Genomic DNA, 23,915 nt, shown 5'->3' with positions numbered 1-23,915 from the left:
TCGTAAATTAGCATTTAACAAAATCATCATTAATGAGCGCATTAATTTTTTGGGCAACCATATCTGTTTTCTTTTCTTTTTTATGTTCTATACTCGAGGCCGTTTTACTCAGTGTAACGCCAACCTTTATAAACGTTAAAAAACAAGAAAACAAAGACTACGCACTTACCTTAGAAGCATTAAAAAAAGATGTAGATAAGCCACTAATTGCTATTTTAACATTAAACACTATTGCTCACACATTAGGTGCCATGATGGTTGGTATTCAAGCAGAAAGTTTACCTTATAAAATTGAAGTTTTAGGTATAAATACTGTTGGTGTAGTATCTGCAATAATGACGTTACTTATTTTAGTAGCTTCGGAAATAATCCCGAAAACCATTGGCGCCACCTATTGGAAACAGCTCGCTAATTTCACAGCTAAAGCATTAACTGTTTTAATTTTCCCTTTAAAATGGACAGGTATTTTATGGCTACTACAACTCACTACAAAACTTATTGGAGGCAAAGGTCACGGAAGTATTTTAAGTAGAGAAGGCTTTTTAGTCATGGCCGATATGGCTCAAGAAGAAGGCGTTTTTCAAGAAAATGAAAGTAAAATAATAAAGAATTTATTAAACTTTAAAGAAGTGTTTGCCAAAAATGTGATGACACCACGAACCGTGATGTTATCCGAAGAAGAAAATACAACGGTTGAAGATTTTTTTAATAGAAATATGAATTTGCGTTTTTCTAGAATCCCTATTTATTCTGAAAACATAGACAACATTAAAGGGTTGGTTTTAAAAGATGAAATTTTTAAAGAAATGGCTTTAGGAAATAAAGACAAAAAACTTTCCGAATTAAAACGAAACATCATTATTATAGACCGTAATCTACCCATTCCGAAATTATTCGAACAACTTGTAGAAACTAGAAACCACATGGCTTTAGTAGTTGATGAGTATGGTTCTGTTAGCGGCATAGTAACTATGGAAGATGTGATTGAAACGCTTTTAGGTTTGGAAATTATGGATGAAAGCGATAACGTATCCGACTTACAACATATGGCGAGAAAAAGCTGGGAAGCACGTGCTAAAAAATTAGGAATTCTGGATGAAAACAATCCTGAAAACTAATGGAAACTTGTATTATCAATTCACCTTTAGGATTTACTAAAATTGTTGGAGATACCGATGGTATTTCTCAAGTAACAGTTTTAAATTCTGAAGAAAAACTGACTGATATTATTCCTATAGAATTGGAAGATTGCGCCAGGCAACTTCAAGAATACTTTGAAGGTATTCGCACACAATTCAATTTAAAATTAAATGCTGAAGGCACCGATTTTCAAAAACGAGTATGGGAAGCCTTAGCTCAAATCCCGCATGGCAAAACCACATCATATTTAGAGTTATCCAAAGAATTGGGCGATGTAAAAGCCATTCGAGCGGTGGCCAATGCCAACGGAAAAAATCCACTTTGGATTATTGTGCCTTGCCATCGCGTTATAGGCAGCAACGGCAGCTTAACCGGTTATGCAGGCGGACTTCATAGAAAACAATGGTTACTTAATCATGAAAGCCCATACAAACAACTAGCGCTTTTTTAGAATGTACAGAACCATAACCAAGATTGCAAAACGCTTTTTTACCGATGCTCAAATTTACAAATACGGGTTTAATTGGCCGCCCATGTATCGCAGATCTACAGGCCGATTAATTACCGTTTCGCAAGATTTAATGTACGTTAAAATCAAAATTCCGTTAAGTATTAAAAACAGAAACTTTATTGGAACCATTTTTGGTGGCAGTCTATTTTCGGCAACCGACCCGATTTACATGATTCAACTCATGAATATCTTGGGAAACAACTATGTCGTTTGGGATAAAAGTGCCACCATAAACTTTAAACGTCCGGCGAAAGAAACAGTTTTTGCTGAATTTGTTTTTTCCGAAGAAGATTTAAATCTCATTAAAACAAAAGTATCAAAAAACGGAGAATTCGATTTAGTAAAAACCCCAAATATTGTAGATAAAAAAGGGACTATTATTGCCGAATTATCAAAAACAATTTATGTGGCCGATAAAACCTACTACAAAGAAAAACGTAAACAAAAGCGCAAACCTTCAGCTTAAAAACAAACCTTCTTTTTTTATTAGAACAGAATTTTATTATCTTTAGTTTCAACATAAACTAAATAAATGACCTTCATAAAAAACCTTATCAAATGGCTCGCTGTAGCTATTATCTCACTTATTGCAGTGCTTTATATTACAGATACCGATTACTTAATAAAAGCCGTTAGAACCATATATCTTAAAGGCCATAAAACTGCTTATCTTGAAGATTATAAAGAAATGGACAACAGAGTTGTTGAAACTAACACACCTATACCGTGGCCAAACCATACAGACTATAATTCTATAAAAGAAACAGAGACGCTGTCTAAAGTTAATTCGGAAAACGGAACGATTGCCTACGTTATTATAAAAAACGACAGCATTTGGTTCGAAAATTATTACGATGGCTTTAACGAAAACTCGCAAACCAATTCATTTTCTATGGCAAAAAGTTATGTATCTGGCCTTTTAGGTAAAGCGATACAAGATGGCTATATTAAAAGTCTAGACCAACCTGTTTGCGATTTCCTACCTGATTTCTGCGACGGTTTAGCTGAAAAAATGACGGTTGGAGATTTAGCTAGCATGGCTTCTGGAACCAATTGGGACGAAGCATATTACTCACCACTATCCATTACAACCCGTGCTTATTTTGATGATGATTTAGCCAAAGTAACCAACAGTTTAAAAGTTGTAAATACTCCGGGGCAATCTTTTAAATATGCCAGTGGAGACACACAAATGTTAGCTATGGTGATAGAGAAAGCTACAGGCAAAAAGCTCTACAATTATTTAACTGAAAGCTTTTGGAAACCTTTAAATTCTGAAAACCCAACCTTATGGCAAGTCGATAGCGACAGTCACGATTTAGTAAAAGCCTACTGCTGCATAGCTAGTAACGCCAAAGATTTTGCGCGTTTTGGTAAACTTTACAAAGACCACGGTAAATGGAACGGTAAACAAATTTTAGACTCTACTTTTGTAGCCAAATCTATTACACCGCGCTTTAAAAACAGTCCAGAATATGGTTATGGCTGGTGGTTAAAAACCATGAACGACAAACATTTTTTTATGATGCGTGGTCACTTGGGGCAATACGTTATTGTAGAACCAAACGATAATGTAATTATAGTTAGATTAGGACATTCTAAAGGACCTGTAAAAACAGTAGCTACCTTCACCGATGATATTTCAGTATATATAAACGAAGCTTATAAAATGTTAGAAAAATGATACGTAAACTGAACTTAGAAAACATTTTATTTCTGGATATTGAAACCGTTCCAGAAACTCAATATTTTTCCGATTTAGATGAAACCAAACAAGCCCTTTGGGACCATAAATCGAAATACCAACGCCAGGCAGATGAAACAGCTGAAGACTTTTACGAACGCGCCGGAATTTGGGCAGAATTCGGAAAAATAGTTTGTATTTCGGTAGGATATTTTAAAATTACCGAAGATTCGAGAACGTTTAGAACGACTTCTTTTTTTGGTGATGAAACCACGATTCTTGAAGATTTTAAAACCCTTTTAAATACACATTTTAATCATCCGAAACATTTACTTTGCGGACATAATGGAAAAGAATTCGATTTTCCATACATTGCTAGGCGCATGATTATTAATGACATTGAAATTCCAGAAAAATTAAACCTTTTTGGTAAAAAACCTTGGGAAGTTCCGCATTTAGACACTTTAGAATTATGGAAGTTTGGCGACTATAAAACCTATACATCATTAAAGTTGCTTACCAATGTTTTAGGCATTCCATCACCTAAAGATGATATTGACGGCAGTGAAGTCTGTCGTGTATTTTACGAGGAAAACGAAATTGACCGGATTGTTACCTATTGTGAAAAAGACACCATTGCGGTGGCTCAAATATTTTTAAGATTGCGAGGCGATGCTATTTTAACAAACGACGAAATTATTCATATTTAAATGAAAAAAAACATCCTTAGCGTTAACAACTTATCTATTGCCTTTGGTGCAAATCAGGTTATTCATAACATTTCTTTTAATCTAAAAGAAAATGAAATCTTAGGTATTGTTGGCGAATCGGGTTCAGGCAAATCCGTTTCCTCACTAGCTATATTAGGCTTACTTCCGAAGAAAATTTCAAAAATTGTTTCAGGAAGTATTCTATTTCATGGTGAAGATTTAACACAATTATCTTCCAAAGCTTTTCAAAAAATTCGAGGAAAAAAAATAGCGATGATCTTTCAGGAACCTATGAGTTCCTTAAATCCTTCAATGACCTGCGGAAAACAAGTGCAAGAAATTCTGTTACAACATACCGATTTATCGAAAAAGGAAGCCGCAAATGAAACTTTAGCCTTATTCGAAAAAGTGAAGTTGCCCGATGTAGAAATAACCTATTCTAAATATCCACACGAAATTTCGGGCGGGCAAAAGCAGCGTGTCATGATTGCCATGGCTATCGCTTGCAAACCCGATGTTTTAATCGCCGACGAACCTACCACAGCACTCGATGTTACCGTACAAAAGGAGATTATAAAGCTCCTTAAAGATTTACAGGCCGAAACTCAAATGAGTATTATTTTTATTACGCACGATTTATCCTTAATTTCTGAAATAGCCAACCATGTGTTGGTTATGTTTAGAGGGAATTTAGTTGAAGAAGGCTTGGTTTCTACCATTTTTAAAAATCCGCAGCATAATTATACGAAAGCCTTAATAAATTCGAGACCATCCTTAGATGTGCGATTAAAAACCTTGCCAACCATACAAGATTTTTTAGACAATACCATATCTAAAACAATTGTTACAGATGCTGATAGAAAGGAAAATCACGCTAAAATATATGCTAAAAAACCACTATTAGAAGTTATAAATGTTGAAAAGGAATATTTTTCTAGTTCTGGGTGGTTTAAAAAACCAACATCCTTTAAAGCGGTAAACAACGTAAGCTTCAAATTGTATGAAGGTGAAACTTTAGGTTTAGTAGGCGAATCGGGCTGTGGAAAATCAACACTCGGCAACGCCATACTCCAATTAGATAAAGCAACTGCTGGACAAATTTTATACAACGGCATTGATATTACAAAATTAAAGAAAACAGACATACGAAAACTTAGGAAAGACATTCAAATTATTTTTCAAGATCCTTATTCATCCTTGAATCCGAGAATTCCTGTTGGAGAAGCCATCATGGAGCCCATGATTGTTCATAACCTCTTCAGCAATAATAAAGAACGAAAAGCGAAAGTCATTGAAATTTTAAATCGTGTCGGGTTGTCGGAAGATTACTTCAATCGCTATCCTCATGAATTTTCTGGCGGACAGCGCCAACGTATTGGTATTGCTAGAACCATTGCTTTACAACCTAAACTTATTGTTTGCGACGAATCGGTTTCTGCTCTCGATATTTCGGTACAAGCTCAGGTTTTAAATTTATTAAATGAATTAAAAGAAGACTTTGGATTTACTTACATCTTTATTTCGCACGATTTGGCTGTGGTTAAATATATGAGCGACCAGTTGTTAGTGATGAATAAAGGTAAAATTGAAGAATTAGACGATGCTGATGTCATCTATAAAACACCTAAAAAGGAATACACTAAAAAATTAATTGAAGCTATTCCGAAAGGCATTTAAAAAAAAATCATGCTGGTAGGTTACAGCATGAAAAGTTTTTTGGTTAAGTATAGTAAACCTTTTAAAAATTGCATGTTGCCATGCATGGTTTCTTGAAATTTACTCACTTTAATTGTAGGTTGTTCAGGTAGATTTGGTGCAAAATTCATAATCACTTTCGGTTAGGTTAATGATAAATTTGGGGCCCATTAAAATAAGTTAAGATTATGGTAGATTTGGGGTAATCTATAAATACACTTGGTTTCTTTGGGCTCTGTAAAGATAGTATTTAGATTGAATAATCAGCTGAAATACATTATTAATCGATGAAATACATTAAATTTTAACATTTAATGTCGATTAAATCTTATTTAAGCCCTATTTCATGCTTTACAGTACCATTTCCGGAATATCGCCTTCAATAATCAAAGTGCCTTCCGTAGCCTTTTTAATATCCTCCACAGATACTCCAGGCGCACGCTCTAAAAGTTTAAATCCGCTCTTGGTTACTTCTAACACAGCTAAGTTAGTTACAATACGCTTAACACAACCTACCCCTGTTAAAGGAAGCGAACATCTTTTTAAAAGTTTAGATTCGCCTTTCTTGTTCGTATGCATCATGGCAACAATAATATTTTCAGCACTCGCCACAAGATCCATAGCGCCTCCCATGCCTTTTACCATTCGTCCAGGGATTTTCCAATTAGCGATATCGCCATTTTCCGCTACTTCCATAGCACCTAGAATAGTTAAATCGACGTGTTGCCCACGAATCATAGAAAAACTCAAAGCCGAATCAAAGAAACTCGCCCCCGGTAGGGTTGTGATAGTTTGTTTTCCCGCGTTAATAACATCGGCATCTTCTTCTCCTTCAAAAGGAAATGGTCCCATGCCTAAAACGCCGTTTTCACTTTGAAATTCAACCTCAATATCATCACGAACATAATTGGCTACCAATGTAGGAATACCAATGCCTAAATTAACATAATATCCATTTTGAACCTCCTGTGCGATACGTTGAGCTATCCCGATTTTATCTAACATTTTTATAAGTTTTTAATGATGATGGATTATACCAAATTAAACCGCTTTGGTTCTAACCGTGCGTTGTTCGATGCGTTTTTCATAATGCGCACCTTTAAATATACGTTGCACAAAAATACCTGGAATATGAATTTGATTCGGATCGAGTTCTCCTAATGGCACGAGCTCTTCAACCTCTGCAACCGTTATTGTAGCAGCACCACACATTACAGGATTAAAATTACGAGCTGTTCCTTTAAAAATTAAATTACCGGCAGCATCGCCTTTCCATGCCTTCACAAAAGCAAAATCGGCTTTAAAGGCACGTTCCAAAACATACATTTTACCATCGAATTCTCTGGTTTCTTTTCCTTCGGCTACTTCTGTACCATAACCTGCAGGTGTGTAAATAGCAGGAAAACCAGCTTGCGCTGCCCGGCAACGTTCGGCTAAAGTACCTTGCGGAATCAGTTCTACATCCAATTCTCCTGAAAGCATTTGGCGTTCGAATTCATCGTTTTCCCCAACATAAGACGATATCATTTTTTTTATTTGTCTTTTCTGAAGTAATAAACCCAATCCGAAATTATCCACACCGGCATTATTAGAAATACACGTTAAATCTTTAACCCCCAAATGCACCAGTTCGGCAATAGCATTTTCCGGAATACCACTAAGTCCGAAACCGCCAAACATAAACGTCATACCATTTTTTACACCAACTAAGGCCTGCTTAATATCGTCTACTTTTTTATTTATCATTGGAATTCTATTTAGTTCAACTTTATGTTATTGAAAAATCAACTCATAAAGATGTATAAATTTACGAATTATTCAATAATAAGTACAAAATAATAACAATAAAAAAACCATCCTTTAAAAAGGATGGTTTCGTTTTATTTCTTGTTTTCAGAATAAATTCCGAAGTAAAATATTATTTTTTTAGAAATTTAAATCGTCTGGCATATCTTGACCTGGCTGACTGCTATTCGAATTATCATCATCATCCGTTTGAGAACAATCTACGTTTATTGATAAATTTTTAGGTTTTTCAAAAGCTCCTGTAGAAATATCTAAATTCTTATCGGCATAACAACTCTTCATATAAACACCCCAAATAGGTAAAGCCATGGCAGCACCTTGACCGTAAGTAATATTAGGGAAATGCACCGCTCTATCTTCGCCACCAACCCAAACGCCAGTAACTAAATTAGGCACCATACCCATAAACCAGCCATCACTTTGGTTTTGTGTGGTTCCTGTTTTACCTGCAATTGGATTTGTTAATTCGTATGGATAACCCGTGATTACTTTTCTATAATCCGCTCTATACGCATCTCTACCTTTTCCTCTTAATCGTGCACCTGACCCCGACTGTGTTACACCTTCCATGAGCTTCACGGTAACATAAGCCGTTTCTGCACTTAAAACATCGCGAGTTTCAGGTTTAAATTGATACAAAATCGTTCCGTTTTTATCGGCAATTGTAGTCACCATAACCGGTTTAGTATAAACGCCTTGGTTTGCAAAAGAAGAATAAGCTCCTACCATTTCGTAAACACTAATATCAGGTGTTCCTAAGGCGATAGAAGGTACCGCTGGAATCTCAGAATCAATACCTAACTTTTTAACTAAATCGATTACCGTTTGCGGACCAACCTTATCAATTAATTGTGCCGTAATGGTATTAACAGAATTTGCTAAAGCATTTTTAAGGCTACGTGTCCCGCCATATTCACCGCCTGAGTTTTTAGGACACCAAGCTTCTGGATTCCCATATTTATTGGCTTCTATACAAAATGGCGTATCAGGCAATTCGTCGCAAGGCGATAAGTGCAACTGATCCATAGCAGCTGTATAAACAAAAGGTTTAAAGGTAGAACCAATTTGGCGCTTTCCTTGTTTTACCATATCGTATTGAAAATGTCGATAATTCATGCCTCCAACCCAGGCTTTAACATGGCCCGTTTGTGGATCCATAGACATCATACCTGTACGTAAAAACGACTTGTAATAACGCATAGAATCCATAGGCTTCATGATGGTATCTATTTCAGAAGGCTTCCCTTCTTTCCAAGCAAACACAGACATTTCAGCAGGTTTATCGAAAGATTCTTCAATTTCTTTATCCGATTTTTTTAAATCGTATTTTAAGTGTCTCCATCGTTCAGATTGTTTCATACTACGTCTTAACAATGACGAAACTTCATCTTTATTAAGATCTAAAAATGGAGCCGTCGGATTTCTTTCGGGTGAATTCTGTTTAAAAAACTCAGCCTGTAATCTCGACATGTGTTGTTCTACCGCATCTTCAGCATGCTTTTGCATACGTGAATCGATAGTTGTATAAATGGTCAACCCATCATTATACAAATCATACTTTGTACCATCTGGTTTTGGGTTTTCCTTAATCCAATCTTTCATAAAACCATCCAAATAACCTCTAAAATACGTCGCAATACCATCTCTATGAGATTGTGGCGTATATTTTAAATCAAGATCGGTTTTTTGAAGCGAATCTTTAAGTGATTCATTAATGTAACCGTATTTATACATTTGAGCCAATACCACATTACGCCTGTCGCTAACCATTTCTGGACGTCTTCTAGGATTAAAAAGTGACGAGTTTTTGAACATCCCCACTAACATAGCAGACTCTTTTACGTCCAACTCTTTAGGCTCTTTATCAAAATAGATACTGGATGCACTACGGATACCATCGGCATTATTTAAAAAATCGTAAATATTAAAATATTGCGCTATAATTTCTTCTTTGGTATATTGACGCTCTAAACGAATAGCAATAATCCACTCTTTTACTTTTTGTAAAACACGTTCTACAATATTTTTAGATCCTTCACCATGAAATAATTGTTTTGCTAGCTGCTGAGAAATAGTACTTGCTCCACCGCCACTACCAAGTGTAAGTATAGCACGTAAGGTTCCCTTGGCATCGATACCTGAATGATCTTTAAAACGTGCATCTTCTGTTGCCATTAAAGCGTTAACCAAATATGGTGGTAACTCATTATAGCCAACGGGTGTTCTATTATCATTAAAATAGAATTTACCTAAAGTTTTCCCATCGGTAGAAAGAATTTCTGTTGCCAGGTTTGTTTTAGGATTTTCTAATACGGTATGATCTGGCATTTCACCAAAAACGCCCCAAGAAGCCAATAAAAAAATAAGTACTATTGAGAGAATTCCGCCTAAAAATGCAATCCAAAATAATCGGACGTATTTTGTAAAATCGGGAACAGTGTTTGTTTGTTTTTTTGCTTTTGCCATCGTTTAATTGCCTTAAGTGATAAGCGGCTTAAGTTTTGAAATTAGGGTTTAATATTGGTAGGGTTTTCTATTCTGAATCCAACATCGGTAATGCCATCTAAGTTTTTTACGCCGTTTACTTTACCGTTTTCGCGCATGGCTTGTTGAATGTTAATAGTATAATCGCCAGTTTCGTTAAACACAAAACCTTCTTTATACCAAAGTTTATTTTCTTTTATATCGGTATAACCTGTACCTAAAAGTTTACCACTAGGTTCGGCCATTTTATATTCTAAAGTGTCTTTTTGAATTTTCCCATTAGGGTTTATCATTTCAACAATTAAAAACAGATTACTGAATTTATACTCGTTAGTATTTCTAATATTTACAAACAAATCAAGCGGTTTAACCGAATCTACTGGATTAACTTTAAAACTAATAACATGTTCTTTATTCCAGGTATTTGGAACCGATTGATAGTCGTCGAAAACACGATTAGGATCGCAAGATGTAAATACAAATGCGGCTATTAAAAAAAATAAAAAGCTATTATTCGGTAGCATTATTATTGTTTTGTGGTTTTGGTTTTCTTTTATTATTCCGGTTACGGTTATTCTTACTTGGGTTACTATTTGGTTTAGCCGTGCTTTGTGGGCTATTATCACCAGTTTTCTTTTTTGGTGCTCTTTTAGGAGCTGCTTTTGGAGCTCCATCCCCTTTTGCATTAGCTCCTTTTGGATTAGCCGCCCTTTGATTTGGATGCTGTGGTTTTCGGCTAGCGTTTGGTTTTTTAGGATTCGGTTTTGGTTTCTGATTAGAATTCTCACCTGCCTTTTGCCCTGGCTTGCGTCTATTGTTTTTACGTTTATTATTACGTTTTGGACTATCGAAACGTGTTAAACTATCTTGACCAACCACGTTTTCGAACTCTGTTTTCACTTCTTCTAAAACATCAGAGGCGAATTCTTCTAGACTAGCAACGGGTTTATTGTTTTTATTAGACTCAATAATTTCGTTGGCTTGTTCGGTTGTTATTTTGTGCCAATTCATCCATTCCCCTTCATAAGCATACCACATATGCCCTTTGAAAATGTCTGTTTTTTGACAAACCGCAGTTCCTTTTGCAGTTTTAAGTTTAATATCTGTTTTTGGAAAACTCTTTAAAGCATCTAAATACGTATCCAATTCGTAGTTTAAACAGCATTTTAATTTACCACATTGTCCGGCTAATTTTTGCGGATTAAGTGATAATTGCTGGTAACGTGCTGCCGATGTGCTTACCGATCTAAAATCGGTTAACCATGTTGAACAGCATAATTCGCGACCACAAGAGCCAATACCTCCAAGTCGAGAAGCTTCTTGACGAAATCCAACTTGTTTCATTTCAATACGGGTTCTAAACTCGCGGGCAAAAACTTTAATAAGTTCTCGGAAATCAACGCGTTCTTCAGCCGTATAATAAAACGTAGCTTTACTTGCATCGCCTTGAAATTCGATATCCGAAATTTTCATTTGCAATTTCAAATCTATTGCAAACTGGCGGGCACGCACCTTCATAGGTTCTTCCTTATCGCGGGCTGCAGACCAAATATCGATATCTTTCTGACTTGCTTTTCTGTATATTTTTAAAATTTCAGCTGGTGTTTCCGAAACATTTTTACGTTTCATTTGCACACGCACCAATTCCCCCGAAAGGGTAACCATACCAATATCATGGCCAGATTGTGCTTGAGTAGCAACAATATCACCAATGCTTAATGTTAGGTTTTCGGAGTTTTTATAGTAGTCTTTTCGGCCATTTTTAAAGCGCACTTCTACCCAATCAAATGGTTTTTCGCCATTGGGAAGCGACATATTCGCTAACCAATCGAAAACAGTTAATTTATTGCAACTATCTGTACCACAGGTACCGTTATTTTTGCAGCCATTTGGAGAGCCGTCTTTAGTTGAGCAACTTGCGCAAGCCATATATTTTTATATTGATTTCGATTAAACTAAGGTTTATCGAAAGAAGGTTTATAACTATTTGTTTTACATCAAATTAAACATTTTATGTAGCCAGAAAATTGTATTCAATTTTACTTTTTATTAAAAATTAAGTAAAAAAACAATTCAATTTACTAACACAACATTCCATATTCAAGTTGGTATTGAATCTCGTTTTTACGGCACTATTTTCCGTAAAATCATGAGTATAATGCTTTTAAGAGTTTACTACTAAAGCAGAACTTCTCGACGTAAAGATAAGATTATTCTAAAGACTAAAAACAAGAATTTAGTAATAGTCTCTAACTTCCGGTATTCTCACAGATTTCTATGCTAAAAAATGTGATTCATTTTTTAGTTAATAGGACTAATTTTCAGATTCTTCGACGTCTTCTTTTGGAGTTAAAATGTCTGGAAAAATCATTGGCACTAGCGATTTCACAGGTTCGTAAAGTATGGAATCGGCTACATTTTCTTCCTCTACAAAAGTAATTGTGCTATTCATCCTATCGAAAACTATTAAAATAACACTCAAAATAAGTGCAATCTTCAAAGCTCCAAACACACCTCCAGCCAACTTATTAAAAATACCAAGTGCGGCAAAATCGGCTAATTTAGTCAAAGCTTTTCCTGCTAAAGAAATAACTAAAATAATAACTATAAAAGTGACTGCAAAGGCAGTTATGTTAATCGTTTTTTCGTCCCAATCGGTTTTGGTTTGCAAAAATTCGGCAGCAAAATTACTAAAATGAATGGCGCCATAAACACCTGCAACCAAAGCCACCAATGAAGCCACCTCAACAAAAAGTCCTTTGAGAAACCCACGTACCAGTCCGAATAAAATTAAAGCTCCTAAAACAATATCGATAACACCCATAATAACTATTTGATGCAAATATAAAATAAAAGAACTTATGAGGTTAATGCAACTTTTAGCAAAAAAAAGAACGATTAAATATTTACAGGAATTGAAGTGTTTTTAAAAATTTCTTCGGAATTTTTAAAGCAAACACCATAATTAATTTGGATGGTGATAACGTAATATTCGTTATGAAATAAATTCCGGCTTTAATTGAAACTTAAAAAGGTTTGTTAACTTTGCTGAAAATTTATAACTCAAAAATTTAAAATGGCTAGAGACGAACAATTAAAGGAACGCTGGGATTTGGTGGTAAAAAAACTATCTGACCAATTTGCCGATGGCGATACTTTAGACCTTGATGCTATTATTTACCTTATTGGTGTGCAAGAGCTCGGGCAATTGGAACGTACTTTTAAAAAGGACCAAAAACTAGATTTAATGCACATTGCTATTTGCAAACTTTTAATGCCTTACGGTTATTATGAACTCGATTTTGTTGATGCTGAAGGTTGGCCACACTACACCGCTTTAGGCGCTTTACCACATTTAAAAGCTGGCGAACAAAGTGTTTTAATGAAAGAAGCTATTGTAAATTACTTTTTAGAAACCACTTATATTGAGTAATTAGCTGTTTTTACACCGCTTTTTTTATTCAAAATTATTCTACACGAACGCTTATTGTTGGCGCTAATTAAAAAACTCAGGATTTTTACTCCTTTTTTTTGAACTAGCACAACCTTAGCCTGAACACGCCCTAAATTCGCTTAAAAACACCATTATTGGCAGTTATGCCCGCGTTAAGGATTGCAGTGAAAAGCCCACAGCCTGACGTAGGAAGTGCGCGGACTTGCAACGGAAAGCCTGACCCGCAGGGGAACGCCCAAATTAATTAAATAGCTTGGCAGGCTGTGATTTCTAAAAGTGTTTACAACTACGTGAAGTTTACGGTATACTCGTCTACTATTTCTAATTCGGTGCGAAAGGATAATATTTTATCGGCAAATTTTTGCAAACCTTCTGCTCTTAATTTATCGGCGTCGTCGCGGTAATAAGCGTCTAAAGCTTCGCGAGAATAAGAACGGTATTGCACGGAATAGGTTACGCCACCCATATCTTCTTCGACTAAAACTTTACTGAGTGTGGCTTTATCGAATTTACCGGTTGCTAGTACTTTTGGGATGTGTGCTTTTATCCAAGTGAGCCAATCGGCATGGATAGATTCGTCGATGTTTGAGGTGACGTTGTATATAATCATAATATTTTTTTAGTTTGAATGAATCGTGCTGTTTTGCTTTGGCAAAATTCCGAAGTAAAATTAGAATGGCAAAGGGTTTTACACTTTTTTATAACCTGATTATCACGAATGCTTACCGACTCTTAATTTATAGCATCGCCACGGAGGGCTCTGAATTTTTTTCGAGCTTCTACAAAATAAATGCTATCGGCATGGTTAAAAAGGATTTTTTCGTAAAGCTCTTTTGCTTGTTCGGGCTGCTCTAAATGGTTTACATATAGCTCGGCCAATTTATAATAAGCGTTGTCTATTAAAATGCCACTGCTGTAATTATCGATTATGTTTTGGTAATTATTTGCGGCTTTTTGGTACTGTTTTTGGGTTTCTAATAATTCGGCTTGCTTGTATAAGGCTTGCGGAATTATGGGTTCGGTTTTATGAGCGCTTAAAACGCTATCCAATACATTTATGGCAGCTTGCGTTTTATTCTGAAAGGATAACAAATCGGCTTTTGCATATCGTTTTAAGGCCGTTTGAAGGGAGTCTTCGTATTTATTATCACTTATTAACAGTTTTAAATTTAGAGCGTCGTTTGCAGTTAATTGCGACGTGGATGCTTTTAAAATTTTAAGTTGCGACTCGGCCCATTTAAAATCGCCTTTATAATAACTGGTTTGCGCCACTTTATAACGCGCCACTTGCGAAATGGTACTGTTTTTTAGATTTCGTTGAATTTGCGTATAATAAATTAAGGCTTGATTAAATTTTTCTTGAAGCACCAAAATATCGCCCAATTCTAATTTAACCTCGGCTTTTTCGCGTTCGGAAATAGGAAGTTCTAAAGTGTTTTCTAAAAACTTGGTGGCTTCAGTAGGATCGTTTTTATAAAAGGCTAAAAAATGCGCATATGCTATTTGAAGGCTTAGGGTTTGAGATGTATTACCAAATTCTTCAAACAAGGCTAAATACTTATCGTTAATCGCTGTGTAATCTGTTTCGGAACTATTTTTAACGTCTAGCTGTAATAATTGATAGTTGGCGTTTAATTTTGTGCCAACAACTTGAGATTTCTCAATAATATAGCTGTAAATTTCTCTAGCTGTTTCCGTTTGATTTTCGGCAGATGCGATGGCTGCCAAATCTTCTATGCGGTTTAAACTTTCAGGTGCACGGTTGAAAATGGCTTTTTCTTGTGTGAATGCTTTTTTTATGTCTTTCTGCTGAACAAATAACCAACTCAATAACTCATTCCAAAGTAAATTAGGTGCCTCCTGAGCTTTTTTAAGTAGAATTTTTCGGAATAAGATGTTGTTTTCATTCTCTTTATTCTCGCTTATGAAATCGTTAATAGCGCGTTTTACATTATTTATTGTAAACGGATTGGCCGCGATATAATCGATATAACTGGTAAACATTTTTTCAATGTGCCCTTGCTCGCCATATAATTGCGCTAATTGTAATTTGAAATCGTATTGCTCGTTTAACGCCATGCCTTTTTGATAAGCTGCAACGGCTTGATCTAGTAAATTATGATTTTGAAAACTTCGGGCTACAGAAAATACATTACTAGGTTTTTCATCAATACTTTCTAAAGCTTTGTTGTATTGAATTTTGGCGTTTTCTAAATCGTTTTTAAGTTGATAATTATAACCTATTTCTACCAAGAAACCGGCATATTTAATGGTTTGCATTAATTCGACTAAAAAAGCTTCCGCCTCGTCGTATTGTTCTAATTGCTGGTGGCACGTGATAATACCATCGATATAAGAAATGCTTGTTGATGGATTGCCAAATAGTTTTTTATACTCGTTTAAAGCTTTTTTATAATCGCCATTTTTGAAATATTCCTTAGCAAGAATATCGCTTTGCGAAAACATCGACGCACTTACAAACAGACATAGTATTAAAAAAAATCTCATGCCGTAAATATAATGATTGTGTTTTGGAGATATTGTACTGTTGTGAAATTTTTAATGCGAACGGTTGCTTATGGAAACAAACATTTACCAGACAACAGATATTAACCTTAAAGAAATAATAAATATGAAAATAAATTAAGTAGAAATATTACTAAATTACCAACCTAATAGAAGTCTTAAACAATAAAATTACAAACTGACCCCAATCAAGCTTACTGCCAAGTTTTATTTTTAAAAACAAATAAATGATACCCAAAATAATACATTTTTGCTGGCTTAGTAACGATGCCTATCCGCCATTAATTAAAAAATGCATAAACACTTGGAAAGAAAAATTACCTGATTATGAGTTCGTGCTTTGGGATACTAATAGATTCAACTTAGATGATAATATATGGGCTAAACAAGCCTTTGAAAGTAAAAAATATGCTTTTGCCGCCGATTACATACGCTTACATGCAGTATATAATTACGGAGGTATTTATTTAGATACAGATATTGAAGTTATAAAAAGTTTTAATAATCTTTTAGAGCGCCCCTATTTTATAGGCTCTGAAGGTGATGGCATTATCGAAGCCGGAGTTCTAGGAGCGGAAAAACATAGCGACTGGGTAAAACAATCTTTAGATTATTACACCGGAAAAGAATTTATCAAAATAGACGGAAACTTTAACACAAAGCCACTACCAAATATTATGACGGAACAAATTTCACAAATTAAAACATTTAAAGAAACAGTACCTGAAAATATATCCGCAGCTAAAATGAGAGAAGACAGCAATACTATTTTTATGTTTTCCAAAGATTATTTTTGCGCAAAAAACCACGGTACTGGTGTTATAGAAAAAACAACAAACACCTACTGTATTCATCATTATGCCATGTCATGGCTACCAAATAAAACTACTTTTTTACCTAATTTGAAACGGAAATTAATGAGACTTTTTGGCGTTAACTCCGTCGATAGAGTAATCTACTTATTAAGACTGCGTGAATTAAAAGATACATTAAAAAAATAAAGAATTCGCATTACACTATTATTACTTGCTTTATCTGCTTGACAACTCAAAAAAGTGTCGCAAAATACAATACACCAGCAAATACAGCCATTTACCAAAACCTATTAAAAACAAAAAAGTCTAACATTTCTGTTAGACTTAATTTTGCTCCTTCTCTTGGGCTCGAACCAAGGACCCTCTGATTAACAGTCAGATGCTCTAACCAACTGAGCTAAGAAGGACTGTGCTATTTTGCTTAGCGGTTGCAAAGATAGGACTTTATTTAAATGCCACAAACATTTTTTAATTTTTTTTAAAAAAATTTTTAATCAAATATCGATTTGTAGATATCATTCCCATTTGCAAACAGCACTAATGCTATTAAAAGAAAGAATCCAACCATTTGTGCGTATTCTAAAAATTTATCTCCAGGCTTTCTTCCCGAGATCATTTCGTATAATAAAAACATCACATGACCACCATCTAGTGCCGGTATAGGTAATAAATTTAAAACCCCTAACATAATAGATAAAAAGGCTGTAATACCCCAAAACACTTGCCAGCTCCAAAAGCTAGGAAATATATCATAAATTGCTTTAAAGCCTCCTACACCTTTATATGCGCCTGTGCTTGGTGTAAAAATAGCTTTAAACTGTTTGATGTAAGATGAAATTTTATCTCCTGTTTTTTCTAACCCTACCGGAATAGCTTCAAAAAAACCATATTCTTTAGTTTCAAAAGAATAATATCCTAAAGCTTCTAATGTAGCCATTGTAGATACTGGCGAATAAGTTATTCCTAACTTACCATCAGCACTAACATTTAATGGTAATGTTGTTTCTTTCCCTTCACGTACAACGGTTGCTGTTACATTTTGACCTTTAAATTGATCTAAACCTGCAATAATACCATCGACATATTTCGATTTATAATTATTTAAACCAACAAGAATATCACCTTTTTTAAGTCCGCTACCGCTATTTGCAGAAGTATCTGGAACTTCCATTACAACAAAAGGCATTCTTAAACTTACCAATCCTTTTTCTTTCGAATCTATCAGTTGTGCTAAAAAATCTTCAGGAAAAGTCACTACAGATTCTTGTCCGTTTCTTTCAATAGTAATTTCTTTTCCGAATAATACTTTTTCAGAAATTTCAGAATAGTTCTCAATTTTAACACCATCAACAGCAACCACATTGTCACCCGTTAACAAGCCGGCTTTGTTAGCCACTGTGTTTTCAACTAATAAACCATCTTTAATATTTTCAACAGGAAGAAATTTATCGCCATAGAAATAACTCATTCCAATATAAATAATCACAGCCAACACAAAGTTTACCGTAACACCACCCAACATAATAATTAAACGTTGCCAAGCTGGTTTCGATCTAAATTCCCAAGGCTGTGGCTCTTTTGCCATTTGTTCGGTATCCATACTTTCGTCTATCATACCCGAAATTTTCACATACCCACCAAGTGGCAACCAGCCAATGCCGTAAACAGTATCGCCAATTTTCTTTTTAAATAATGAAAACTTTACGTCAAAAAACAAGTAAAATTTTTCCACTCTAGTTTTAAAAATCTTCGCCGGAATAAAATGCCCTAATTCGTGTAAAACAATTAACAACGACAGACTTAGTAAAAACTGGGATATTTTGATAACAAACTCCATATAATCTTCAATCAATTTTTTATAATCGCACAAAAGTAAGCTTTTCAACCAACTTTAAAAAAGACAATAACACAATAGGCTAGTTTTAACAGCAATTTATGTTTCCGCAACCAACAGGTTATCTAAATTATCTCGTATTTTTGTTGAAAATTCAATAAAATGCGCGATTTTTTTAAAGATTACAAGGTTTTTTTCATTGTTTTCGGAGTTATATCGATCATCATTGTCGCTATGATTTATAACACCATGAATGTTTACAAACCTCTTCCAATTTATCAGCCAGCTTCAGTAAGTACAGAATTGGTAGATAGCACCATTCAGTATCAAAAAAAATATCATAAAATAGCCGATTTTGCTCTACTGAATCAAAACGGAAAAACCATCACACAAAACGATTATAAGGATAAAATTTACGTGGCCGATTTCTTCTTTACCACCTGCCAAACCATTTGTCCGATTATGACAAACCACATGGTCAAAATTCAGAAGGAAATTTTAAATGATGATGACGTTATGTTGCTTTCACACTCGGTAACTCCTGAAATTGACAGCGTTGCCCAACTAAAGCGTTATGCGATAAAAAAAGGTGTTAACGATAAAAAATGGAACCTGGTAACCGGAGATAAAGAGGAAATTTACAACCTCGCTCGAAAAAGTTATTTAGCAGTAAAAGATGCTGAATTCGGTGGTCCGTTTGATATGGTACATACCGAAAATTTTATGTTAATTGATAAAAAACGACAAATTCGAGGCTTTTACGACGGTACAAATGAAGAAGATATTGATAAATTATTAAGCGACATTTCAATTTTGAAAGAAGAAAAGTAAAAGGTTTAAGTGAATTCCTGAATGTTCTTATAAAAAAAACAGACTGCTAATCATTAAAAAAGCAAAACCTTTTACACCTTTAACCATCACGTTAAACAGCATTAGTACTCAAAATCATAAACATTTTTCAATAAACTTTTAACTTCTAAAGTTTTACTGTACTTTTGCTTCTTTAAACTCAATCTAAATAAGCTTGCAAGATACTTTAGCACATTTAAAACGGGGCGAACACGCTGTAATTACAGATGTTTCGTCTATTCACATCCCTCTAAAACTCTTAGAAATGGGCTGCTTACCTGGAAATTCGGTAGAATTAATTCAACTTGCGCCATTTCAAGACCCAATGTATTTAAACATTAACGGGTCGCATGTAGCTATTAGAAAAGAAACAGCTTCGCATATTTTAATTGAAAAAGTAACGCATGAGTAAGCAAATAAACGTCGCTTTAATAGGCAACCCGAACACTGGAAAAACCTCAGTATTTAACGCCTTAACCGGTTTAAACCAAAAAGTTGGAAATTACCCAGGCATCACGGTTGAAAAAAAAGAAGGTATTTGCAAACTTCCTCGTGGCGTTAAAGCACACGTTATAGATTTACCCGGAACTTACAGTTTAAACGCCTCGTCGCTAGATGAAAACGTAGTTATAGAACTGCTTTTAAATAAAAACGATAAAGATTTTCCAGATATCGCAGTTGTGGTTTCCGATGTTGAAAACCTAAAGCGAAACCTGCTAATTTTCACCCAAATTAAAGATTTACAAATCCCAACCATTCTAGTCATTAATATGGCCGACAGAATGAGTTACAAAGGGATTTCATTAGATATTGATTACCTAGAAGAACAATTTCAAACTAAAGTAGCCTTAATAAGCACCCGCAAAAAGCAAGGTTTAGAAAACTTAAAACAACTTATTGCTAACTACAAAGAAATCCCAGCAACACCTTGTCTAGATTTATCAGATATAGATAAACCTTACTTCGATGCTCTAAAAAAAGCCTTTCCAAACCAATTAAACTACAAACTTTGGTTGGTGATTACGCAAGATGTAAACTTCGGAAAAACCGATAGAAATGAAATTGATGCCATTACCAGTTTTAAAACAAAAACTAAAGGCGATTTAAAACGGTTACAACAACGAGAAACCATTAAACGCTACCAATACATAAACAACATTCTTAAAAAAGGATTAACTATTGATGCTTCGCAAGCCAAAGATTTACGAGCAAAGCTAGATAAAATTTTAACCCATAAAATTTGGGGTTATGTTATTTTCTTTTTCATTTTATTAACCATTTTTCAAGCCATTTACGATTGGTCGAGCATCCCAATGGATTGGATCGATGGTGCTTTTGCATCATTAAGTGAATGGGTTAAAACCACATTACCAGCTGGCGCATTTACCAATTTATTAGCCGAAGGTATCATTTCCGGGCTTGGCGGTATTGTTATTTTTATTCCGCAAATTGCCTTTTTATTCCTATTCATTGCCATACTTGAAGAAAGTGGATATATGAGTCGTGTTGTGTTTTTAATGGATCGTGTGATGCGCCGTTTTGGACTTAGCGGAAAAAGTGTTGTTCCCTTAATTTCAGGTACTGCATGTGCCATTCCTGCTATTATGGCCACCCGAAATATCGAAAGCTGGAAAGAGCGTTTAATTACTATTTTGGTAACACCATTCACGACCTGTTCAGCACGATTACCGGTATATTTAATTATAATTTCGCTAGTTATTCCAGAAGGTCGATTTTTAGGTTTAGGTTACCAAGCCTTAACTTTAATGTTACTGTATTTACTCGGTTTTGCTTCCGCAGTTATTTCAGCATACATTTTAAATAAAATTCTAAAAATAAAAAACAAGTCGTTTTTTGTGGTTGAAATGCCCAACTACAAATTACCGCTTTTAAAAAATGTAGCACTAACGGTAATCGAAAAAACGAAGTCGTTTATTTTTGGTGCCGGTAAAATTATTTTAGCCATTTCCATCGTGCTTTGGTTTCTAGCCTCTTATGGCCCTGGTGAAAACTTCAATAATGCTGAAGAAATTATCACGACCAAAAATGCATCAAATAACCTATCAGAAGAAGAATTACAACAAAAAATAGCATCGCATAAATTAGAACATTCCTTTATAGGAATTGCTGGCCACGCCATTGAACCTGCCATCAGACCATTAGGTTACGACTGGAAAATTGGTATCGCTATTGTAAGTAGTTTTGCAGCTCGTGAAGTTTTCGTAGGCACCTTAGCAACCATTTATAGCGTTGGAAATGATGATGAAGACACCATAAAAAATAGAATGGCAAAAGAAGTGAATCCCGTTTTAGGCGGCCCTTTATTCACTCTAGCATCAGGAGTTTCATTACTTTTATTTTACGCTTTCGCCATGCAATGTATGAGCACATTAGCTGTTGTAAAACGTGAAACTAACAGCTGGAAATGGCCTATTTGGCAATTAGTAATTATGACGTTAATTGCTTACATTACTGCTTTAATCGCTTTTCAACTTCTGAAATAAAACTTAAAACACATGAACACAATTATTCAAAATATATTAGTTTTCACCGCTATGATTTTAGCGGTAGCATTTCTAGTAAAAAAATACTTTATCAAAAAACCGAATGCTAAAAAAGCATGTGGTGGCGATGATGGCTGTGGCTGCCATTAACACGGTAAGATTGTAAAAAAGTTTATCAAACTATAAGAAAACCTCTATATTTGGATAAACTAAATACAACCAAATGCATTCTAAACTAAAGTACACTTTACTACTATTCACATTTTCAACCTTTGTGGGCTTCGCTCAAAAAAAAGGAAAAACCATTGATTTATTAGACAAAAACCTGAGCCAATTTGAGGTTTGGATCGGGGTTCCACACACCACCGTTACCGATTTACCAGAAAACACTTACCAATCTAGCAATGTACATAACGGCACAGCTTTAGGATTAAATAACGACATTAAAGATGTTTTTACGGTAACCGAAGAAAACAACGAATTAATATTAAATATAAGTGGCGAAATCTTAGGCTGCATAAGCACAATAAAAGATTACGAAAACTACCACTTAAGCACTTTATTTAAATGGGGCGATAAAAAATGGGAACCTCGATTAGATGCCAAACGCGATAGCGGCATACTATACCATTGCTATGGAGAACACGGTGCTTTTTGGAAAACCTGGAAAACATCTTTAGAATACCAAGTACAAGAAACCGATTTAGGCGATTTTATTCCATTAGGTGGCGGTACTGCAAAACCTAAAAGAGGCAAACCAACGGCTGATATTAGAGGAGAATCTAAAAAATTCAATCCAAATTCTGATGCTTATTTTGTTGGAGACAGCTATATTAACGCAGGCTCAGAACATGATGTTCCTCATGGCGAGTGGAATCTTCTAGAAATTTATGTGGTAGAAAATAATGCTGTTCACATGGTAAACGGCCATGTAGTTATGGTTGTTGAAAATGCCAAAAATGATAAAGGCGAAATTTTAGACAAAGGGCAAATTCAAATCCAATCGGAAGCTGCTGAATGTTATTATAAAAACCTCACCTTAACACCGATAAAAAAGTTTCCTAAAAAAATCAGAAAAAAAGTAAATTTTAAGGCGTAATTCAAAAAGCTCCTAACAAAAAAACGCGATTTGTAAACAACTACAAATCGCGTTTTTTTTACATTATACTTAACAACTACCCTAGCTTAACGAACAAATTATTAGCTATAATGTTAGAAACAATAAATTCTGAATTGTCTATAATAATAGTTACCGAATTATCAAAAGGCTCCTTGTGAGTCACTTTTAACTCCGTTCCTAAAGCAATATTATGCTTATCTAAATACTTCAAAAATTCTGAAGAAGAATCTTTAACACCAACACAAATACAAACACTATCTACTTTCGCTTGAGATAATAATATTTTATCAATGCTCTGTATTTTCCCATTCTCATCTGGAATTGGATCTCCATGCGGATCGTGAGACGGATACTCTAAAAATGCATCCAACTGTTTAATCAGTTTATCCGATTTTATATGCTCCAACTGCTCGGCAACATCATGAATTTCATCCCAAGAAAAATTTAACTTTTCAGATAAAAACACTTCCCATAACCGGTGCTTCCTAACAATATTAACCGCTATTAGCTTCCCTTGTTTAGTTAATGTAACACCTTGATATTTTTTATAATCGGCATAACCTTTTTCAGAAAGTTTTTTAACCATATCTGTCACAGAAGACGCCTTTGTTTCCATCTCTTTCGCAATGGCATTTGTACTTACATTATTTTCACCTCGCTTACCTAAGTGATAAATCGCTTTAATATAATTTTCTTCCGTGAGGGTAACCATAATACTTTTTTTAGAGATACCACAAATATATAATAATTAAAAGATTAAAAATATTTTTAGACTAACCTAAA

General features: G+C 34.8%; 24 protein-coding genes and 1 tRNA gene. 13 read left to right on the top strand and 12 right to left on the bottom strand.

The genetic code is table 11. The features are described from left to right. Nucleotides 1-32: 32 nt before the first annotated feature. The 6 genes from QWY92_RS06720 (at nucleotide 33) to QWY92_RS06695 (ending at nucleotide 5,722) form a co-directional block, all read left to right on the top strand. Nucleotides 33-1,118, top strand: coding sequence for a CNNM domain-containing protein (locus tag QWY92_RS06720; protein ID WP_290269585.1), 1,086 nt, complete (start codon nucleotides 33-35; stop codon nucleotides 1,116-1,118). Then, nucleotides 1,118-1,591 (top strand): methylated-DNA--[protein]-cysteine S-methyltransferase, encoded by a 474-nt coding sequence (locus QWY92_RS06715; protein ID WP_290269584.1) that lies wholly within the window; start codon nucleotides 1,118-1,120, stop codon nucleotides 1,589-1,591. Before QWY92_RS06720 ends, QWY92_RS06715 begins: the two co-directional genes overlap by 1 nt. Nucleotide 1,592: 1 nt before the next feature. Beyond that, nucleotides 1,593-2,117, top strand: a complete 525-nt coding sequence (locus QWY92_RS06710; protein ID WP_290269582.1) for a DUF4442 domain-containing protein — start codon at nucleotides 1,593-1,595, stop codon at nucleotides 2,115-2,117. Between the two features lie 66 nt (nucleotides 2,118-2,183). Next, nucleotides 2,184-3,335, top strand: a complete 1,152-nt coding sequence (locus QWY92_RS06705) for a serine hydrolase domain-containing protein (protein WP_290269580.1) — start codon at nucleotides 2,184-2,186, stop codon at nucleotides 3,333-3,335. After that, complete coding sequence (locus tag QWY92_RS06700) at nucleotides 3,332-4,045, top strand: 3'-5' exonuclease (RefSeq protein ID WP_290269578.1); 714 nt, start codon at nucleotides 3,332-3,334, stop codon at nucleotides 4,043-4,045. Before QWY92_RS06705 ends, QWY92_RS06700 begins: the two co-directional genes overlap by 4 nt. Further along, nucleotides 4,046-5,722 carry an ABC transporter ATP-binding protein gene (locus tag QWY92_RS06695; RefSeq protein WP_290269576.1) on the top strand — a complete coding sequence of 559 codons (1,677 nt, stop codon included), beginning with the start codon at nucleotides 4,046-4,048 and terminating at the stop codon, nucleotides 5,720-5,722. It begins immediately after the preceding gene. Between the two features lie 20 nt (nucleotides 5,723-5,742). Here the strand turns inward: QWY92_RS06695 and QWY92_RS06690 are convergent, their stop codons facing one another. The 7 genes from QWY92_RS06690 to QWY92_RS06660 form a co-directional block, all read right to left on the bottom strand. Next, complete coding sequence (locus QWY92_RS06690) at nucleotides 5,743-5,871, bottom strand: hypothetical protein (protein ID WP_290269574.1); 129 nt, start codon at nucleotides 5,869-5,871, stop codon at nucleotides 5,743-5,745. A gap of 220 nt (nucleotides 5,872-6,091) precedes the next feature. Continuing rightward, complete coding sequence (locus tag QWY92_RS06685) at nucleotides 6,092-6,745, bottom strand: 3-oxoacid CoA-transferase subunit B (RefSeq protein ID WP_290269572.1); 654 nt, start codon at nucleotides 6,743-6,745, stop codon at nucleotides 6,092-6,094. Between the two features lie 36 nt (nucleotides 6,746-6,781). Beyond that, nucleotides 6,782-7,486 (bottom strand): CoA transferase subunit A, encoded by a 705-nt coding sequence (locus QWY92_RS06680; RefSeq protein WP_290269570.1) that lies wholly within the window; start codon nucleotides 7,484-7,486, stop codon nucleotides 6,782-6,784. A 180-nt stretch (nucleotides 7,487-7,666) separates the two neighbouring features. Beyond that, nucleotides 7,667-10,012: a penicillin-binding protein 1A gene (locus QWY92_RS06675; protein ID WP_290269568.1), complete on the bottom strand. Its 2,346-nt coding sequence runs from the start codon at nucleotides 10,010-10,012 to the stop codon at nucleotides 7,667-7,669. A gap of 41 nt (nucleotides 10,013-10,053) precedes the next feature. Further along, nucleotides 10,054-10,554, bottom strand: a complete 501-nt coding sequence (locus QWY92_RS06670; protein ID WP_290269566.1) for a gliding motility lipoprotein GldH — start codon at nucleotides 10,552-10,554, stop codon at nucleotides 10,054-10,056. After that, nucleotides 10,541-11,959 carry a PSP1 domain-containing protein gene (locus QWY92_RS06665; RefSeq protein ID WP_290269564.1) on the bottom strand — a complete coding sequence of 473 codons (1,419 nt, stop codon included), beginning with the start codon at nucleotides 11,957-11,959 and terminating at the stop codon, nucleotides 10,541-10,543. Before QWY92_RS06665 ends, QWY92_RS06670 begins: the two co-directional genes overlap by 14 nt. A 385-nt stretch (nucleotides 11,960-12,344) precedes the next feature. Then, a complete protein-coding gene (locus QWY92_RS06660; protein WP_290270011.1) occupies nucleotides 12,345-12,854 on the bottom strand; it encodes a CvpA family protein in 510 nt (169 codons plus the stop codon). Between the two features lie 252 nt (nucleotides 12,855-13,106). Between QWY92_RS06660 and QWY92_RS06655 the strand changes: the two genes are divergently transcribed. Beyond that, nucleotides 13,107-13,463 (top strand): hypothetical protein, encoded by a 357-nt coding sequence (locus QWY92_RS06655; protein WP_290269562.1) that lies wholly within the window; start codon nucleotides 13,107-13,109, stop codon nucleotides 13,461-13,463. Nucleotides 13,464-13,770: 307 nt separating this feature from the next. Here QWY92_RS06655 and QWY92_RS06650 read toward each other — a convergent pair whose 3' ends face one another. Beyond that, the gene (locus tag QWY92_RS06650) at nucleotides 13,771-14,094 is read right to left on the bottom strand and encodes a DUF4286 family protein (RefSeq protein ID WP_290269560.1); all 324 of its coding nucleotides are present in this window, start codon (nucleotides 14,092-14,094) and stop codon (nucleotides 13,771-13,773) included. A 122-nt stretch (nucleotides 14,095-14,216) separates the two neighbouring features. Then, nucleotides 14,217-15,992: a tetratricopeptide repeat protein gene (locus QWY92_RS06645; RefSeq protein WP_290269559.1), complete on the bottom strand. Its 1,776-nt coding sequence runs from the start codon at nucleotides 15,990-15,992 to the stop codon at nucleotides 14,217-14,219. 245 nt (nucleotides 15,993-16,237) lie between these two features. Between QWY92_RS06645 and QWY92_RS06640 the strand changes: the two genes are divergently transcribed. Next, entirely contained in the window at nucleotides 16,238-17,011 is a 774-nt protein-coding gene (locus tag QWY92_RS06640) for a glycosyltransferase family 32 protein (RefSeq protein WP_290269557.1), read from the top strand. Nucleotides 17,012-17,158: 147 nt separating this feature from the next. Here the strand turns inward: QWY92_RS06640 and QWY92_RS06635 are convergent. Both QWY92_RS06635 and rseP read right to left on the bottom strand, forming a co-directional pair. After that, a tRNA-Asn gene (locus QWY92_RS06635) sits at nucleotides 17,159-17,232 on the bottom strand. 83 nt (nucleotides 17,233-17,315) lie between these two features. Beyond that, the gene (gene rseP / locus QWY92_RS06630) at nucleotides 17,316-18,662 is read right to left on the bottom strand and encodes an RIP metalloprotease RseP (protein WP_290270008.1); all 1,347 of its coding nucleotides are present in this window, start codon (nucleotides 18,660-18,662) and stop codon (nucleotides 17,316-17,318) included. A 159-nt stretch (nucleotides 18,663-18,821) separates the two neighbouring features. Here rseP and QWY92_RS06625 point away from each other — a divergent pair, with 159 nt between their 5' ends. The 5 genes from QWY92_RS06625 (at nucleotide 18,822) to QWY92_RS06605 (ending at nucleotide 23,111) form a co-directional block, all read left to right on the top strand. Continuing rightward, complete coding sequence (locus QWY92_RS06625) at nucleotides 18,822-19,490, top strand: SCO family protein (protein ID WP_290269555.1); 669 nt, start codon at nucleotides 18,822-18,824, stop codon at nucleotides 19,488-19,490. Nucleotides 19,491-19,683: 193 nt separating this feature from the next. Beyond that, nucleotides 19,684-19,920, top strand: coding sequence for a FeoA family protein (locus QWY92_RS06620; protein WP_290269553.1), 237 nt, complete (start codon nucleotides 19,684-19,686; stop codon nucleotides 19,918-19,920). Further along, nucleotides 19,913-22,012, top strand: a complete 2,100-nt coding sequence (gene feoB, locus QWY92_RS06615) for a ferrous iron transport protein B (protein ID WP_290269551.1) — start codon at nucleotides 19,913-19,915, stop codon at nucleotides 22,010-22,012. Before QWY92_RS06620 ends, feoB begins: the two co-directional genes overlap by 8 nt. Before the next feature lie 12 nt (nucleotides 22,013-22,024). Further along, nucleotides 22,025-22,162 (top strand): FeoB-associated Cys-rich membrane protein, encoded by a 138-nt coding sequence (locus tag QWY92_RS06610; RefSeq protein WP_290269549.1) that lies wholly within the window; start codon nucleotides 22,025-22,027, stop codon nucleotides 22,160-22,162. Between the two features lie 73 nt (nucleotides 22,163-22,235). Beyond that, nucleotides 22,236-23,111, top strand: a complete 876-nt coding sequence (locus QWY92_RS06605; protein ID WP_290269547.1) for a 3-keto-disaccharide hydrolase — start codon at nucleotides 22,236-22,238, stop codon at nucleotides 23,109-23,111. 76 nt (nucleotides 23,112-23,187) lie between these two features. On the opposite strand, the gene QWY92_RS06600 is transcribed toward QWY92_RS06605, so the two are convergent. After that, nucleotides 23,188-23,844, bottom strand: coding sequence for a metal-dependent transcriptional regulator (locus tag QWY92_RS06600; protein ID WP_290269545.1), 657 nt, complete (start codon nucleotides 23,842-23,844; stop codon nucleotides 23,188-23,190). Between the last annotated feature and the right edge of the window lie 71 nt (nucleotides 23,845-23,915).

The organism is Algibacter miyuki (genome assembly GCF_030409805.1).
In the GTDB taxonomy this organism is placed as follows: domain Bacteria; phylum Bacteroidota; class Bacteroidia; order Flavobacteriales; family Flavobacteriaceae; genus Algibacter; species Algibacter miyuki.
This window is presented reverse-complemented; position numbering and strand designations above follow the sequence as displayed.